The organism is Marinitoga sp. 38H-ov (assembly GCF_011057715.1).
In the GTDB taxonomy this organism is placed as follows: domain Bacteria; phylum Thermotogota; class Thermotogae; order Petrotogales; family Petrotogaceae; genus Marinitoga.
On record NZ_LNGH01000011.1, the window covers coordinates 33,230 to 48,111 of the forward strand.

The following is a 14,882-nucleotide window of genomic DNA, read 5'->3' on the forward strand; positions in this document are numbered from 1 at the left end:
ATCACATCCCTCCCGCTATCTTGGAAAGGTAATTAATCATACCTTCTGTGACAAATTGTGGATTAATACTAATGTAGATAATAAATGCACCAACTATAACACCTAATAAAGCATATTTTATACATTTTTCAACTTTTAGTCCAGTAACTTCTCCATCTTTTGGATTCCATAATTTTACTAACATTCTTATATAATATACTCCTTCTATTAAAGCTGCTAATAATATCAAAATTGGAACAATATAGTTACCAGATTTCATTATTGAAGTTAAAGATAATATTTTTACATAAAATCCATAAAAAATTGGCAATCCTATTAAAGACATAGCTGAAATTGTAAATCCTAATCCAAGTAAAAATTGTTTTTTGAATAATCCATTTAATTTATCCAAATTATCTGTACCTGTTGCAAGATAAATTCCACCTGCAATTGTAAACATTACAACTTTTGCTAATGAATTATTTAAAATTTGCATCATAGCAATTTCTTTAAATCCAAACAATAATAATGTTGCCGCTAAACCAGCTTGAGCTACAGATGAATAAGCTAGTATCTTTCTAATATTTTTTTGTTCAAATGCAGCTGCTTCAGCAAAAATAAATGTTAAAACTGATATTGTTAAGAATACTACTTTTAATGTTTCGCTCAATTGAAAAACTTCTGTAAATATTCTTCCAAAAACTAATATAAATGCTGTGGAATATGCTGATGAAAAAATACCTCCACTTAAATCATTCACATTTCCATAAACATTTTTTACCCATCCATTGAACGGAATTAATTTTGCTTCAACTGCAAAGCCTGCAAAAATAAATGTTAATGCTAATAATAGAACATTATTATTTATCATTGGAACTTTAGTGGCCATGTCTGCCATATTTAATGTTCCAACAGTAGCATATAAAATAATTAATCCTAATAAATATAAATTTGAACCAAGAGCACCTAAAACAATATAGTTAAATGTACCCTTATATTTTTTTGTCATAGTTGATAAAATGTATCCTGAAATTGAAGCAATTTCTAAAAATACAAATAAATTAAATAAGTCTCCTGTTAACAATAAACCATTTAATGAAGCTAAAGATACTAATAATACAGTAGAATATTTTTTCACTGATGAAAAAGAAGCAAATACTGTTAAAGCAAAAACAATGTTTAAAACTATTAATCCAAAAATAGAATATTGATCAGCTACTAAGTTAATTCCAAAAGGAGGTTTCCAACCACCTATAATTACTTCAGTTTCTTTCAACAAAAATGCTCCAATTAAATTAAAAAATATTGCAATTGTTAATAAACCTTTATCAGCTTTTTTAAACATTACTGATAAAAAAGCAAATAATAATGGTATAGCTATCAATAAGACAGGATTAATCATTTTTTTCACTCCCCATCTCGTCAAGTTCTAGTGTTCCGTATTTTTCGTATAATTTTCTTACAACTGTTAATGCGAGAGCTGTAACACCAACACCAATAACAATAGCAGTTAAAACTAAAGCTTGAGGTAATGGATCAACAAAATTTCCCACATTTGTTTTTGCTCCACTAAATAATATGGGGGCAATTCCATCTTTCACGTAACCTGTAGATATAATAAATAAGTTAACTCCTACTTCTAATACATTTAAAGCAACTATTATTTTTATAAGATTTTTCTGTGTTAATAAACCATACATTCCTATTAAAATCAATCCAATAAATAAGTATTGTATCATTTATTTCCCCTCCTCTGAGAGAAAATCTGAGATTAAATTTGAAAGCTCAGATCCTACTTTTAATCCAACAAATATATATACAATTGGAACTATACCAGCACTCAATAACTCACCAACAACTCCTGTTGGAATAAAGTTATATAAGAAATATCCACCCATGGTTAAACCTAATAAACCAAAAATCAAATATAAACTACCTGCAGTTCCTTCTAAAAATTTAAAAGCTTTAACTTTTGTTTTAAATTCATCATCAGAAATATAGAATAATAATATAGCTGATGCGATCATAGAGCCACCTGGAAATCCACCACCAGGAGTTAAATGACCATGAATAAATATATAAACACCTGTAATGAGTATAATTCCAGCTACAACTCTTACTGCAGCTTTTAAAATAAAGTTGGGAGGAGTTTTAAATTTCATTCTTGATTTTCCACTTAATAATAATCCAACTCCCAATGCTGAAACAAATAATACAGTTACTTCACCTAATGTATCAAAAGATCTGTAATTAACAACAATTGAAGTTACCATATTAGCAGAACCGCTTTCAGCATCTTTTGTTACTTTATACTCAACTGTAGTTACATTTCCATTCACATTCTTTTTTACAAATTTATCAGAAACTCTTTCAGAAATTTTAACTTCACCAAATTTTGGAAATACTTTTCCATTCCCTTCAGAATACAAGTTAGTAAAAATGAAAAAACCTAATACTCCAACTAATAATATTGCAATTAATCTTTTCATCATTTTTTATCACCAACCTTTTTAATAGAAAAAAGGGTAAATATAAATACTGCAGTTACTAATCCAGAACCTATTACAGCTTCAGTAATCGCAACATCTGGAGCTTTCATAAATACAAAAGAAATAACTGATAACATACTTAGAATTGATAAGTATATTATTGAATTAATAATTTTTTTAGATTCAATTGCCAAAAAAGCAAAAATTAAAAGAGTTATTCCTACTAAAATTTCAACTATTTGCATTTTCATCACCTCTACTTTGGTAGAGTTCATCTAAATCATTTTTTACTAATTTAAATGGTTTTGCACCATAAATATATGATGCCTTTGCCAAAACAGAACTTCCAACAGGGTTAGTAATAGTCAAAAATATAATTATCAACAATGATTTAATAAACCATTCAGGTTGTGCAATTCCTACTCCTAATACCAATGAGAATGTTCCCAAAGTTGTAGCTTTTGTTGCTGCTTGAAGTCTATTATAAACATCAGGCATTCTATATAATCCTAATCCTCCTAAAACATAAAACAGAGCACCTATTATCATAAATATATATCCTATAGCACTCATTTTTTCCCCTCCAAATATCGGGCAATTATAACCGTTTCAATAAATGATAATGCCCCATATACTAATGCAATATCTAAATATAATTCACTTTTAAAAAGAAAAGATAAAAATACTATTGTACCTGTTATAATAACATTTAAAGTATCAACAGCAACGACTCTATCTGGGGTAGTTGGCCCTTGAATTAATCTAATAACAGAAAAGAATCCACCTATAAAAATTAAAACGCCGATCAATGTATTCATTTAAATATCCCCCCTAAGATTTTTTCAAATTTTCCAGATACATATTTTTGATTTTCTTCGGGAGAATCACTTTTTACATCAATCCAATGAATATAAATATTTTCTTCATCTGCATCAATTGAAATGGTACCTGGTGTAAGAGTTATTGAATTTGCTAAAGTCAATTTTCCTACATTCCCCTTTAACTTTGTAGGTATTTTTACAAATCCAGGATTAAGCGGTAACTTTGGATTTAAAACTCTTGCAGCTACATCAATATTTGCTTTTACCATTTCAACAATAAATACTGGTACATAAACAAATACAAAAACGAAAAGCTTTGGGATAATTGTAAAATCAAAAGCATAGTCTACAACCTTTGATATTACAAAAGATAATATCAAGGAAACTAATAAACCTGTAAGTAATTCCGGAGTGCTAAATCCCGTCAAAGCAATCCAGATTACCCATAAGGTCAAAAAAGTTGAAATAAACTTTTTCAAAATACTCCCTCCTTTTAAAGATTTTATGAATTTTTTATAATATTTTTTGCTTCATTTAATTCTTGTGAAATAATTCTTTTTCCGTCATACAAAAGTTCTAAAACTTCATTATGTTTCAATTTACAAAAAACTATATTACCTTGCTTTTCTTTTGTAATTATCCCATTTTCCTCTAAAATCTTTAAATGTTGAGATATACTCGATTGACTTGAATTTAGTTTATCAGTTAATTCGTAAACAGAAAGTTTTTCATTCTCCAATAGTCTAATAATTTTTAACCTAACCGGGTGTGATAAACTTTTAAATACGTTAGATATTAATTTACATTCGTCCAAAATATCATCTCCCTAAAATAAACTAAAAATAATATTAGAAAATTCTAATATTATTATAATATAAAAATGCTTATAAATAAAATTAAGATTTTTAAACTTTATTATATTTATTCCCTTATAATATACTGTAATTTCTCATAATTTAAAAATAAAGAAAAATAAAAAAAGAGCGCCCAAAACGCTCTTTAATAGTATCTTTACAGTTATTTAAATATAGATAATTTTTATCAGGTATTATATATTCCTAAATATTAACGGCATAACCTGCTTTTTTCTTGATACAATTCCTTTTAAAAACACAACTCTATTTTCAAAATCTTTTTTAAATATTTTCTCAGCTAATTTATACTGTCCTGCAGAAAATACATAAGATCCTTCATTTAAAACATCGGTTAATAAAAATAAAAATAATAAATAATTTCTCTCTTTAGATATTTTTTCCATTTCTCTAATTATTAAGTCTTTTTTATTTAATAAATTTGTTGGATCTATTACTTCAATTTGCGAAACAGCAATTAATCCTCTCAATAATCTCGTTTCCTTAAGATCAATGGCTAAAATTTCTCTTTCAGAATATCCATCAAGATTTGTCTTTGCCTTATACATTTCTATTCCATATTTATAATAATCTATATTTATCAATTTAGATATTTCTTCTACAGCTTTTCTATCTTCATCTGTAGTGGTTGGTGATTTTAACATCATTGTATCAGACAAAATAGCAGATATCATCAATCCTGCTATTTCCTTAGGAGGTATAATTTTATTTTTTTTATATAAATCCCATATAATTGTATTAGTACATCCTACGGGTCTGATGTGTGCAGTTATTGGAAGCCCTGTTTCTAATCCCCCTAATCTATGATGATCTATAATTTCCAATATTTCTGCTTCATCAATACCCTCTATTGTTTGTGATTTTTCAGAATGATCAACTAATATTACTTTTTTTGCTTTTGGTCTTATCAAATCATGTCTTGTAATAATACCTTCTACTTTACCATTTTCATCAACAACTATTGCTATACCTTTTTTATCTTGCATTAATTCTTCTTCAAAGTCCTTTAATATTTCTTCAGGATGAGTTGTTAACGGCGTTTTTTCCATAATTCTCTCAGCATGTGTACTTAACCTTAATAATCTACCTGTTACATATGTTGGATGTGGTGAAATTACAATAGGAATTCCCTTACTTTTAGCTAAACTAATAATCTCCTCATTTGGAATAAAATTACCTGTAATTATTAAACAACTAACTTCTTTTTCAATAGCTATTCTTTGTACATCTTCCCTATTACCTGTTATCAAAACATCATCTTTCTTTACGTATCTTTCTACCTCATCTGCTGTCATTGCACCAATTGTCGGACAACCTTTTAACTTTTTGTTTTCATCACCAACAATTAATTTACCATTTGTTGTCTTTATTACATCTTTTACCTTTGGCGGATTTTCTTCCAAGGAAAAATTTTGAATTTCATTTAAAAAATACCTAGCAAATTCCCTTTCTGTAACCAATCCTTTTAAATTATTATGAATATCTACAATAGGTATACTTTTTATCTGTCTTTCAAGCATCATGTTACCTATTTCAAAAATTGTAGAATCTATATTAGCTTTAATAACATCTTTCATCATAGCATCTTTTACTTGAATATACACATGTTCTAACAATTCGGGTTTATCTACATTAAAATATTTTAATACAAATTCACTTTCAGGATTTATTTCACCTAATCTAAAAGGAATATAATAATTTTTATTATCTATTTGATTTTTTAAATATGAATATGTAATAGCTGCTGTAATGCTATCTGTATCAGGTCTTTGATGTCCAAATATATAAACGTTATTGCTCATATTTCCCTCCATTTTTAATATTATTAGATTATTATATCATAAATTAGTATATATTCAAATAATAAACCGGCATATACTTAAATGCCGGTTTTAATACAATTTCATAACATATATTATTATTTACTAAAACTTTTATTTATTATATTTTAATCTATACAATAAATTATACACTATAAACATTAATAATACTCCTCCATATAATGCTGAAGGAATAAATAATAATTCATATAATTTATTAAATCCTCTAAAATAATATAATGAAATTACTAAGGGTATATATAATATCCAATTAATTATATAAACCGATTTTTTTAATTTTAAGCCATATTGATATGTCATTACAAACATAAATAAGAAACCAATTAAAAACATTGGCCATATTTCTTGATTATTTTGCAATGCTATAGATAATGAATGTATCGTTACAAAACTTTCTAATAATGTAATCCAATAAATATTTGCGTGCAGTGGAGTAAAAATCATAGACAACTGTATAAATAATAAGAACATATATATAAAACCTAGTAATAATCCTATATCTCCTTCCATAGGATGGAACCAAAAAGTATAAATTATTGCCCAACTAATATAAATACCATGCCATTTTTTTACATTATTTATATATTCTTTTTTTATTCCAATTTTTTTACCAAAAAACAATCCTCTTTTTTCTTCCAACATAAAAAGTAAAATTACCAACATCACTATTACAGAATATTGACTAGTCCATATTGGCACATCTTGTGCAATTCCATCATAAAATAAATGTGTTTGAATAAAATGTAATAATACAAATATAATATTAGAAATATATAACCAATTTAATGCTTTTTCCCTTTTATCAGGTTTTTTTAAAGCTGTAAATGTTAAAAACCAGATAGTAATTTGATGTAATAAATATCCTCCCCAACTTGTTATTCTTGATAAAAAATTGGCATGAGGAAGCTTCCAATAATACCAAGAAGCTCCCTGATCTTCTAAATGAGGAAATTTATCTAAGTTAAAATCAAAAAATTTAGTCAAAAATACTATTATCACATAAAATAAAAGTAAAATAATAAATTTTTTTCTATAACTAATGTTATCCCCTCCTATTCATCCATTCCAAATAATATAGTTATACTAGCATTTTGAGTTAAATTAATATGTTTAGTTGCATTAGGCGTGTCATCCCATAAGTCAGATATGTTCATTTCATCTGAATAATTTGTATAAACCTTTAAAGTATATTCGCCAGCTGCTAAATTTTCAATTTTAAAATAATCATCATGTGTATCTCCTTCATTCGCAATATCATATCCCTTTACTTCTCCATTTTGAAATGCCCCAACTACAAATGGAGACCACCAACCTCCCAATTCTCCATTTCCATAATCATCTTTAAAATATCCTTCTACATAATATTTTTCTAATACTAATTGTGTGCATCCAAAGAGAACAAAAACAAATAAAATTAATAAAAGAAAAATATTTTTTTTCATATTATCACCTCCAATTAAAATTATATCACAATAAATAAATTAAAAAAAAATGATGGCAAAAGCCATCATTAAGGAATATCAATTATTAATAAATAAATATTATCTGGATTATTACTATTCTTTATTTTTTCAAAGTATTTATAATCATCAATATGTTCAAATTCATTTCCATCATGAAAAACTAATCTCCATTCTTCAGGATAAGCATATGATCCATTTTCATATCTTTTTATATTTTCTCTTAACTGATTTAAAATATAATCGTCTTCCGGAACTTTACCTTCAAATCTTTTTATCATATTTTCTGAGGCATTTTTTAAACCCTGATACATTGAAATCATTTCTTTTATAGTATCTTCAAATAATTTTTCTTCTTTAGAATAGTTTATACATGATGACACATTATGATCACCATATCTCAAAGCTCTTTTTGATGCTTCAAAAATTGCTCTTTCTTCGCTATCTGAAATCAATATTAATCCATATGTATACATTTTTTTACCTCCTAATTAAAATATAGGCGGGAATCCCCGCCTATATATTATATCATAACCATTCTCTTTCAAAGTATTCTGTATGTAACAAGTGATGTGATTTTTCGCTTAATGGTTTTCCTAAATATTCATCATAAATTCTCTTAATTGATGGATTTTCATGTGATTTTCTTATTGGTTTTTCTCTATCAATCTTATTAATTGCTTCAGTTCTCTTTTTAATTACATCAAAGTCTCCATGGTGATATGGTTGTCCTCCACCACCAACACATCCGCCAGGACATGCCATAACTTCAATTAAATGAACTTCTGTTTTTCCAGCTTGAATATCTTCTAATAATTTTCTAACATTTCCTAAACCGTGAGCAATACCAACTTTAATTTTTGTTCCCTTTAAATCAACTTCAGCAATTCTAACTCCTTCATATCCTCTTACAGCTTCAAAGTCTACATTTCCTAGTTCTTCACCTGTTATCCATTCATATGCTGTTCTTAATGCTGCTTCAGCTACACCACCAGTTCTACCAAAAATATCTGCAGCTCCTGTTGATTCACCTAAGATGCTATCATATTCTTCTTCAGGTAAGTTTTGGAAATTAATACCTGATTCTCTAATCATATCAGCTAACTCTCTTGTTGTAATTACATAATCAACATCTTGATATCCTGAATCTCTTAATTCTTCTCTATTAGCTTCATATTTTTTAGCCAAACATGGCATTACTGATACAACAACAATATCTTTTGGATCAATTCCAGCTTTTTGAGCATAATATGTTTTAGCAACTGCTCCAAACATTTGTTGTGGAGATTTTGCTGATGATGGCATTTCTAATAATGTTGGGAATTGATGTTCTAAGAATTTAACCCAACCTGGACAACAACTTGTAAGCATTGGTAAATATCCACCATTTTCAATTCTTTCTTTAAATTCTGATGCTTCTTCCATAATAGTTAAATCAGCTGCAAAATTAGTATCGAAAATCTTATCGAATCCTAAAGTTCTTAATGCAGCAACTAATTTTCCAGTTGAAATTGTTCCTGGTTCATATCCAAATTCCTCTCCAATTGCAACTCTAACTGCTGGAGCTGTTTGAACTACAACATGTTTTTTTGGATCCTCTATTACATCCCAAACTTGATCTATATATGATCTTTCTACTAATGCACCTGTAGGACATACTGCAACACATTGACCACAGAATGTACATGCAGTACTTTCAAGTGTCCAATCAAATGTTGGATTAACAACAGCTTCAAAACCTCTATTAACTGCTGATAAAACTCCAACAGTTTGAAATTCATTACACATTGTTTCACATCTTCTACACATAACACATTTATTTGGGTCTCTAATAATTGCAGATGAAATATCTTTTTTATGTAAAGACATTTTTCCAAAATATGGATTATTGTGGATATTTAATTCTGCTGCTAAATCTTGTAATTCACATTCACCATTTTTTGGACATTTTAAACAATCTTGAGGGTGATCAGATAACAATAATTGAACTGCAGTTCTTCTAGCTTGTATAGCTCTTCTAGAATGTGTTTTTACAACTAAACCTTCGGCAACTGGAGTAGCACATGCTGGAGCTAAATTCCTTCTACCTTCAACTTCAACCATACATACTCTACAAGAAGCTGGTTTATTTTCAACACCTATATCTTCTAATTTCATATAACATAATGTTGGAACATAACCACCAACTGATTTTACTGCATCTAAAACTGTATAATTTTCAGGTACTTCTACTTCTTTACAATTTATAGTAATTTTTGGCATATTTTTCCTCCTCCCTATATCTTTTCTATAGCGCCAAATCTACATGTTGCATAACAAGCGCCACATTTAATACATTTTTCTTGATCAATTTCATGAGGATTTTTAATAGTACCGCTTATTGCTTCTACAGGACATACTCTAGCACATGCTGTACATCCAACACATTTTTCTTTATCTATCTTATATGTAATTAAATTCTTACATACTCCTGCTGGACATGATTTATCTAATACATGAGCCTCATATTCATCTTTGAAATAATGCATTGTAGATAATATAGGGTTAGGAGATGTTTGTCCTAAACCACATAATGCAGAATCTTTTATTGTTTCTCCTAATATTCTCATTCTTTCTAAATCATCCATTGTAGCTCTACCTGATGTTATTTTGTCTAATGTTTCTAACAATCTTACATTACCAATTCTACATGGAGTACATTTACCACATGATTCTTCAACAGAGAATTCTAAGTAGAATTTAGCAACATCTGGCATACATGTTTCTTCATCCATAACAATCATACCACCGGAACCCATCATTGATCCTAACGCAGTTAAAGTATCAAAATCAATTGGAGTATCTAAATATTCTGCTGGTATACATCCACCTGATGGGCCACCTGTTTGTACAGCTTTGAATTTTTTATTACCTCTTATTCCACCGCCTATATCAAAAATAACTTCTCTTAATGTAATTCCCATAGGAACTTCAACAAGTCCTACATTATTTACTTTACCAGCTAAAGCAAAAACTTTTGTTCCAGGTGATTTTTCTGTTCCTAAGCTTCTAAACCATTTTGCTCCTTTTAATATAATTGGAGCTACATTAGCAAAAGTTTCAACATTATTAATTATAGTTGGTTTTCCCCATAATCCTTTATTTGCTGGGAATGGTGGTTTTGTTCTTGGTTCTCCTCTATAACCTTCAATTGAAGCTAATAAAGCTGTTTCTTCACCACAAACAAATGCACCAGCACCAAGTCTTATTTCTAAATCAAATGAAAAATCTGTTCCAAATATATTTTCTCCTAATAGTCCATATTCTTTAGCTTGATTAATAGCATTTTGTAATCTTTTTACTGCTAAAGGATATTCAGCTCTAATATATACATAACCTTGTCTTGCACCAATTGCATAAGCAGCAATTGCCATTCCTTCTATAACTGAATGAGGATCACCTTCTAAAACAGATCTATCCATAAATGCTCCAGGGTCACCTTCATCAGCATTACATACAACATACTTAATATCTCCTTGTGCCCTTTGAGCAAATGCCCATTTCAAACCTGTTGGGAATCCTCCTCCACCTCTTCCTCTTAATCCTGATTCTTTCATTTCTTCAACAACTTCTTCTGGAGTCATTGATAATGCTTTTGCTAATGCTTGATATCCATCATTAGCAATATATTCATCTATATCATCAGGATTAATTAAACCAGCATTCCTTAATGCAACTCTAATTTGTTTTTTATAAAATGGCATCTTCTTTGATTCATCAATTTTTTCTTTTTCTGTTGGTTCAACATATAATAATCTCTCAACTTTTCTTCCTTTTACAATATGTTCATTTACTAATTCTTCCGCATCTTCAGGTTTTACTTGAACATAAAATGTATTATCTGGTAAGAATTTTACTATAGGTCCTTGTTCACAAAAACCAAAACATCCTGTTCTAACTACTTGAACATCATTTTCTAAACCTTTTTCTTTTATTAAATTTTCTAAATTATCTTTTATCAATTCACTTTTTGAAGAGGTACAACCAGTACCACCACATATCAAAACATGATATTTATATGATGACATTTTTATTCCCTCCTTATTCGTTAATAGATGTATGTGTTTCTCCTATAATTGAATCTTGTAATAATTCTCCATTTAAAATATGTTTTTCAATCAATTCTTTTGCTTTATCTCCAGAAATTTTTCCATATAATATTGGTTCTTTTCCTGGTTCAACAACTTCTACTGTAGGCTCAGCGTGACAATAACCCATACATCCTGTTTGAATAACTCTTATATTTTCTAATTTCTTTTCTTCTATCGTTTCTAATAATTTATCAAATGTTTCTTTAGCTCCAGCTGCAATTCCACATGTCCCCATAGCAACTCTCAAAGTAATTACATTATCGTTTTCTGCAACTTTTCTTAAGGATAATTTATCTTTTGCGGATTCCTTTTGTTTTAATAAATCTTCTAAACTTTTTATTTTAGGCATAAAAACCCCTCCTTAATTATTATCCTTTTCTTTATACTCTTTAATTAATTTTTTTACATCTTTAGTTGTTAATCTTCCATGCACTTCATCTCCAATCATAACAACTGGAGCCAAACCACAGGCACCTACACATCTAACAGCATGAATACTAAACATGCCATCTTCTGTAGTTTCATTTTCTTTAATTCCTAATTGCTTTTTAAATTCTTCTAAAATATCCCCAGAACCTCTAACATAACATGCTGTTCCTAAACAAACATTAATTGGATATTTTCCTTTTGGTTTCATACTAAAAAAGTTATAAAAAGTTACAACACCATATACATCTGAAGCATGAACGTCCAATTTTTTCGCAATTATTTTTTGCACTTCAATAGGTAAATAACCTATTATTTCTTGTGCTTTATGTAACACATGAATCAAATAACTTCTTTTCGTTACTTTATCTTTTTCTTCTAATCCCAATGAATCAATATAAGCTTCTACTTCTTTTAACTTGTTTTCAAGTTCTACGGACATTCCGTTCCCTCCTTGAGATAAATTTATATACAAAAAATATATATATATGAAAAATAGATATTTTTTTCACATTCTATAATATGGATAAAAAAAGTCATATTTAGATATTTTTTTCACAAGTTCACAATAATGAAAAATAATTCACTACGGTGTTATTATATTATAATTAAATTTAAATTGATATGTGAAATATAACAATATAGAAAAGCAAATATTAATTAATTGTTAAAAATATGCCATAATGATACTTTTAAATTAATTTTATATATACAAAATGTATATGTATATACATTAGTTCACAAAAAAAATCTTATTGGTTCAACTATATAACCCATCATTAAAATATCGATATATTTAGAATTAATATATGCTGCTTCTTTTCTTTTTCCTTCAATAGAAAATCCAAGTTTTTCATATAAAGATATTGCTTTAGTATTATTTGAAAAAACTTCTAGCTCAAGTCTATGTATATTTGAATTTTCTATACACCAAGTAATATGATTATTAATAAGAGTTGTAGCAATACCAATATTTCTATAATCTTCTAATACACTAACCCCAAGTTTTGCAGTTTTCTCTAACCTTTTTCTTGTTATATTCCAAAAAATATCGCAATTCCCTATAATAGAATTTTTATTTTTAGCTACTAATATTCTTAATCCATAATTTTTTCTTGATAAATCTATAATTTTTTCAAAATCCTTTGATGTTTTATCAAATTCATCATATTTAGTAGCTAAAGTTTCAGAATTTTCAAAAATTTTTTCAAAAAATTCTATTAATTTATTTGAATCATTTTTTTGTGGCGATCCAATATAGATACCATAACCATCTAATTTAAAAATCTTATATTTATTATATTCAATACTTCCTTTTAAAGATAATAAACTAATAAGTTTTTTTTGATATGAATAAACATTTAATACATATGTATCGTCAACAAATGTTGATATATCATATAATGCTTGATTCATAAGATTAACATTTTCTACTTCAAAAAACATAAATTCAACCACATTTTTATTCATTATATATAATGCCAAAATATTATCCTTTTCCTTTAAATATCTTATTTTGTATCCTTTTTTATAAAAATTCACTAAGTCCCATATTGTAATAGGAATAATTGATTTTTTTAATAATTTTAATATTGAATATATCAATTCATTATCTGGTGAAAAATCAATAAATGTTTTTTTAGAAGACAATTCTTTTTTACAATTGTATATAATTAATTCCCCTATATTATTTAAATAAAAAGAATTAATATCTAATTCTGAAAAAAAATAAACAGATCTTTTTGGTATTTTTTCAATACCATTTAATATGTCATAAAATTCATTTTCATTAACTATTTTAAAAAATAAATCACCATAATGATTTTTATATATTGTTATCACCCTTAAAGAATTTTTCCATAACATTAATAACTTTATCTAAATCTTCTCTCTTAACCCAATAATGGGTAACAAACCTATAAATACCTTCTTCAGGTGGATTAATTTTTATGCCGTTATTTTTCATAAAAAAAATAAATTCATTATTATCAAACTTTTTATTAATTTTAAAAAATACCATATTTATTTCAACTTTTTCAATTATTTCAATAAAATCATATTTAGATAACTTTTCTGCTAAATATTTAGCATTTTCATGATCTTCTATAAGTCTAAATCTCATTTTTTCTAAAGCTACAATTCCAGCTGCTGCTAAAACACCAGCTTGTCTTAAACCACCACCCATAATTTTTCTATTCTTTTTGGCTTTTTCTATAAACTCTTTAGAACCTACTACAACAGATCCTACCGGAGCACATAATCCTTTTGAAAGGCAAAAACTTACTGAATCTGCAAATTTAGCAATTTCTTTTGGTTTATTATTTAATGTTGCTGCAGCATTGAAAATTCGTGCACCATCAAGATGTATTGGGATATTGTATTTATCAGCAATAACTCTAATTTTCATAAAATTTTCTAAAGGTATTACTCTTCCATTTGAATGAGCATTTTCTAGTGCTATTAAACCTGTTTTTGGGTAGTGTATATCCTCTTCTTTTCTAATTTTTTCTTCTATTTCTTCAGGGCTCAACATTCCTTTGTTTGACTTAATAGTCCTTAACTGCACTCCAGCTATAATTGAAGCCGCACCAGCTTCATGTTGAACAATATGACAATCATCACCTAAGATTACTTCATCTCCTCTATTACAATGCGTCAAAAGACAAAGCTGATTACCAAATGTTCCACTAGGAACAAATAAACCTGCTTCTTTTCCTAATATTTCAGCTGTCATATTTTCAAGTTTTTTTACAGTAAGATCTTCATCATATACATCATCACCTACTTCAGCTTCATACATTGCTTTTCTCATTTCTTCAGTAGGAACTGTTACTGTATCGCTTCTTAAATCAATAAAATTCATA

General features: G+C 27.7%; 18 protein-coding genes. All 18 read right to left on the bottom strand.

What is annotated here, in order from left to right:
* Position 1 precedes the first annotated feature (1 nt).
* The 18 genes from AS160_RS03880 to ltaE all read right to left on the bottom strand — a co-directional run bounded on the left by AS160_RS03880 (position 2) and on the right by ltaE (position 14,881).
* A complete protein-coding gene (locus AS160_RS03880; protein WP_165145175.1) occupies positions 2 to 1,381 on the bottom strand; it encodes a proton-conducting transporter membrane subunit in 1,380 nt (459 codons plus the stop codon).
* Positions 1,374 to 1,718: a cation:proton antiporter subunit C gene (locus AS160_RS03885; RefSeq protein ID WP_165145178.1), complete on the bottom strand. Its 345-nt coding sequence runs from the start codon at positions 1,716 to 1,718 to the stop codon at positions 1,374 to 1,376. Before AS160_RS03885 ends, AS160_RS03880 begins: the two co-directional genes overlap by 8 nt.
* On the bottom strand, positions 1,719 to 2,468 hold the full coding sequence (locus tag AS160_RS03890; protein ID WP_165145405.1) for a Na(+)/H(+) antiporter subunit B: 750 nt from the start codon (positions 2,466 to 2,468) through the stop codon (positions 1,719 to 1,721).
* The gene (locus tag AS160_RS03895) at positions 2,468 to 2,713 is read right to left on the bottom strand and encodes a hydrogenase subunit MbhD domain-containing protein (RefSeq protein ID WP_165145181.1); all 246 of its coding nucleotides are present in this window, start codon (positions 2,711 to 2,713) and stop codon (positions 2,468 to 2,470) included. The genes AS160_RS03890 and AS160_RS03895 overlap by 1 nt, the downstream gene beginning before the upstream one ends.
* A complete protein-coding gene (mnhG, locus tag AS160_RS03900; RefSeq protein ID WP_165145184.1) occupies positions 2,700 to 3,041 on the bottom strand; it encodes a monovalent cation/H(+) antiporter subunit G in 342 nt (113 codons plus the stop codon). The genes AS160_RS03895 and mnhG overlap by 14 nt, the downstream gene beginning before the upstream one ends.
* A complete protein-coding gene (locus tag AS160_RS03905) occupies positions 3,038 to 3,286 on the bottom strand; it encodes a cation:proton antiporter (RefSeq protein WP_165145187.1) in 249 nt (82 codons plus the stop codon). Before AS160_RS03905 ends, mnhG begins: the two co-directional genes overlap by 4 nt.
* On the bottom strand, positions 3,283 to 3,768 hold the full coding sequence (locus AS160_RS03910) for a Na+/H+ antiporter subunit E (protein WP_206528068.1): 486 nt from the start codon (positions 3,766 to 3,768) through the stop codon (positions 3,283 to 3,285). The genes AS160_RS03905 and AS160_RS03910 overlap by 4 nt, the downstream gene beginning before the upstream one ends.
* A gap of 23 nt (positions 3,769 to 3,791) precedes the next feature.
* Entirely contained in the window at positions 3,792 to 4,103 is a 312-nt protein-coding gene (locus tag AS160_RS03915; RefSeq protein WP_165145190.1) for a metalloregulator ArsR/SmtB family transcription factor, read from the bottom strand.
* Between the two features lie 234 nt (positions 4,104 to 4,337).
* Positions 4,338 to 5,963, bottom strand: coding sequence for a putative manganese-dependent inorganic diphosphatase (locus AS160_RS03920; RefSeq protein ID WP_165145193.1), 1,626 nt, complete (start codon positions 5,961 to 5,963; stop codon positions 4,338 to 4,340).
* Between the two features lie 132 nt (positions 5,964 to 6,095).
* Positions 6,096 to 6,986 carry a hypothetical protein gene (locus tag AS160_RS03925; protein WP_206528069.1) on the bottom strand — a complete coding sequence of 297 codons (891 nt, stop codon included), beginning with the start codon at positions 6,984 to 6,986 and terminating at the stop codon, positions 6,096 to 6,098.
* Positions 6,987 to 7,054: 68 nt separating this feature from the next.
* Positions 7,055 to 7,444 carry a hypothetical protein gene (locus AS160_RS03930; RefSeq protein ID WP_165145199.1) on the bottom strand — a complete coding sequence of 130 codons (390 nt, stop codon included), beginning with the start codon at positions 7,442 to 7,444 and terminating at the stop codon, positions 7,055 to 7,057.
* A 68-nt stretch (positions 7,445 to 7,512) separates the two neighbouring features.
* Positions 7,513 to 7,938, bottom strand: a complete 426-nt coding sequence (locus tag AS160_RS03935) for a hypothetical protein (protein ID WP_165145202.1) — start codon at positions 7,936 to 7,938, stop codon at positions 7,513 to 7,515.
* Between the two features lie 52 nt (positions 7,939 to 7,990).
* Entirely contained in the window at positions 7,991 to 9,724 is a 1,734-nt protein-coding gene (locus AS160_RS03940) for an NADH-dependent [FeFe] hydrogenase, group A6 (RefSeq protein WP_165145205.1), read from the bottom strand.
* A gap of 14 nt (positions 9,725 to 9,738) precedes the next feature.
* On the bottom strand, positions 9,739 to 11,529 hold the full coding sequence (nuoF, locus tag AS160_RS03945) for an NADH-quinone oxidoreductase subunit NuoF (RefSeq protein ID WP_165145208.1): 1,791 nt from the start codon (positions 11,527 to 11,529) through the stop codon (positions 9,739 to 9,741).
* Positions 11,530 to 11,542: 13 nt separating this feature from the next.
* Positions 11,543 to 11,941, bottom strand: a complete 399-nt coding sequence (locus AS160_RS03950; protein ID WP_165145211.1) for a (2Fe-2S) ferredoxin domain-containing protein — start codon at positions 11,939 to 11,941, stop codon at positions 11,543 to 11,545.
* Positions 11,942 to 11,953: 12 nt separating this feature from the next.
* Positions 11,954 to 12,460 (bottom strand): NAD(P)H-dependent oxidoreductase subunit E, encoded by a 507-nt coding sequence (locus AS160_RS03955; protein WP_165145214.1) that lies wholly within the window; start codon positions 12,458 to 12,460, stop codon positions 11,954 to 11,956.
* Between the two features lie 296 nt (positions 12,461 to 12,756).
* Positions 12,757 to 13,860 carry a GNAT family protein gene (locus AS160_RS03960; RefSeq protein WP_206528070.1) on the bottom strand — a complete coding sequence of 368 codons (1,104 nt, stop codon included), beginning with the start codon at positions 13,858 to 13,860 and terminating at the stop codon, positions 12,757 to 12,759.
* Complete coding sequence (ltaE, locus tag AS160_RS03965; protein WP_165145220.1) at positions 13,844 to 14,881, bottom strand: low-specificity L-threonine aldolase; 1,038 nt, start codon at positions 14,879 to 14,881, stop codon at positions 13,844 to 13,846. Before ltaE ends, AS160_RS03960 begins: the two co-directional genes overlap by 17 nt.
* Position 14,882: the final 1 nt, after the last annotated feature.

Bases quoted from the DNA above. Each gene is read 5' to 3' on its own strand.
- AS160_RS03880 (WP_165145175.1), bottom strand. From the start codon at position 1,381: ATGATTAATCCTGTCTTATTGATAGCTATACCATTATTATTTGCTTTT.
- AS160_RS03885 (WP_165145178.1), bottom strand. From the start codon at position 1,718: ATGATACAATACTTATTTATTGGATTGATTTTAATAGGAATGTATGGT.
- AS160_RS03890 (WP_165145405.1), bottom strand. From the start codon at position 2,468: ATGAAAAGATTAATTGCAATATTATTAGTTGGAGTATTAGGTTTTTTC.
- AS160_RS03895 (WP_165145181.1), bottom strand. From the start codon at position 2,713: ATGCAAATAGTTGAAATTTTAGTAGGAATAACTCTTTTAATTTTTGCT.
- mnhG (WP_165145184.1), bottom strand. From the start codon at position 3,041: ATGAGTGCTATAGGATATATATTTATGATAATAGGTGCTCTGTTTTAT.
- AS160_RS03905 (WP_165145187.1), bottom strand. From the start codon at position 3,286: ATGAATACATTGATCGGCGTTTTAATTTTTATAGGTGGATTCTTTTCT.
- AS160_RS03920 (WP_165145193.1), bottom strand. From the start codon at position 5,963: ATGAGCAATAACGTTTATATATTTGGACATCAAAGACCTGATACAGAT.
- AS160_RS03930 (WP_165145199.1), bottom strand. From the start codon at position 7,444: ATGAAAAAAAATATTTTTCTTTTATTAATTTTATTTGTTTTTGTTCTC.
- AS160_RS03935 (WP_165145202.1), bottom strand. From the start codon at position 7,938: ATGTATACATATGGATTAATATTGATTTCAGATAGCGAAGAAAGAGCA.
- AS160_RS03940 (WP_165145205.1), bottom strand. From the start codon at position 9,724: ATGCCAAAAATTACTATAAATTGTAAAGAAGTAGAAGTACCTGAAAAT.
- nuoF (WP_165145208.1), bottom strand. From the start codon at position 11,529: ATGTCATCATATAAATATCATGTTTTGATATGTGGTGGTACTGGTTGT.
- AS160_RS03950 (WP_165145211.1), bottom strand. From the start codon at position 11,941: ATGCCTAAAATAAAAAGTTTAGAAGATTTATTAAAACAAAAGGAATCC.
- AS160_RS03955 (WP_165145214.1), bottom strand. From the start codon at position 12,460: ATGTCCGTAGAACTTGAAAACAAGTTAAAAGAAGTAGAAGCTTATATT.
- ltaE (WP_165145220.1), bottom strand. From the start codon at position 14,881: ATGAATTTTATTGATTTAAGAAGCGATACAGTAACAGTTCCTACTGAA.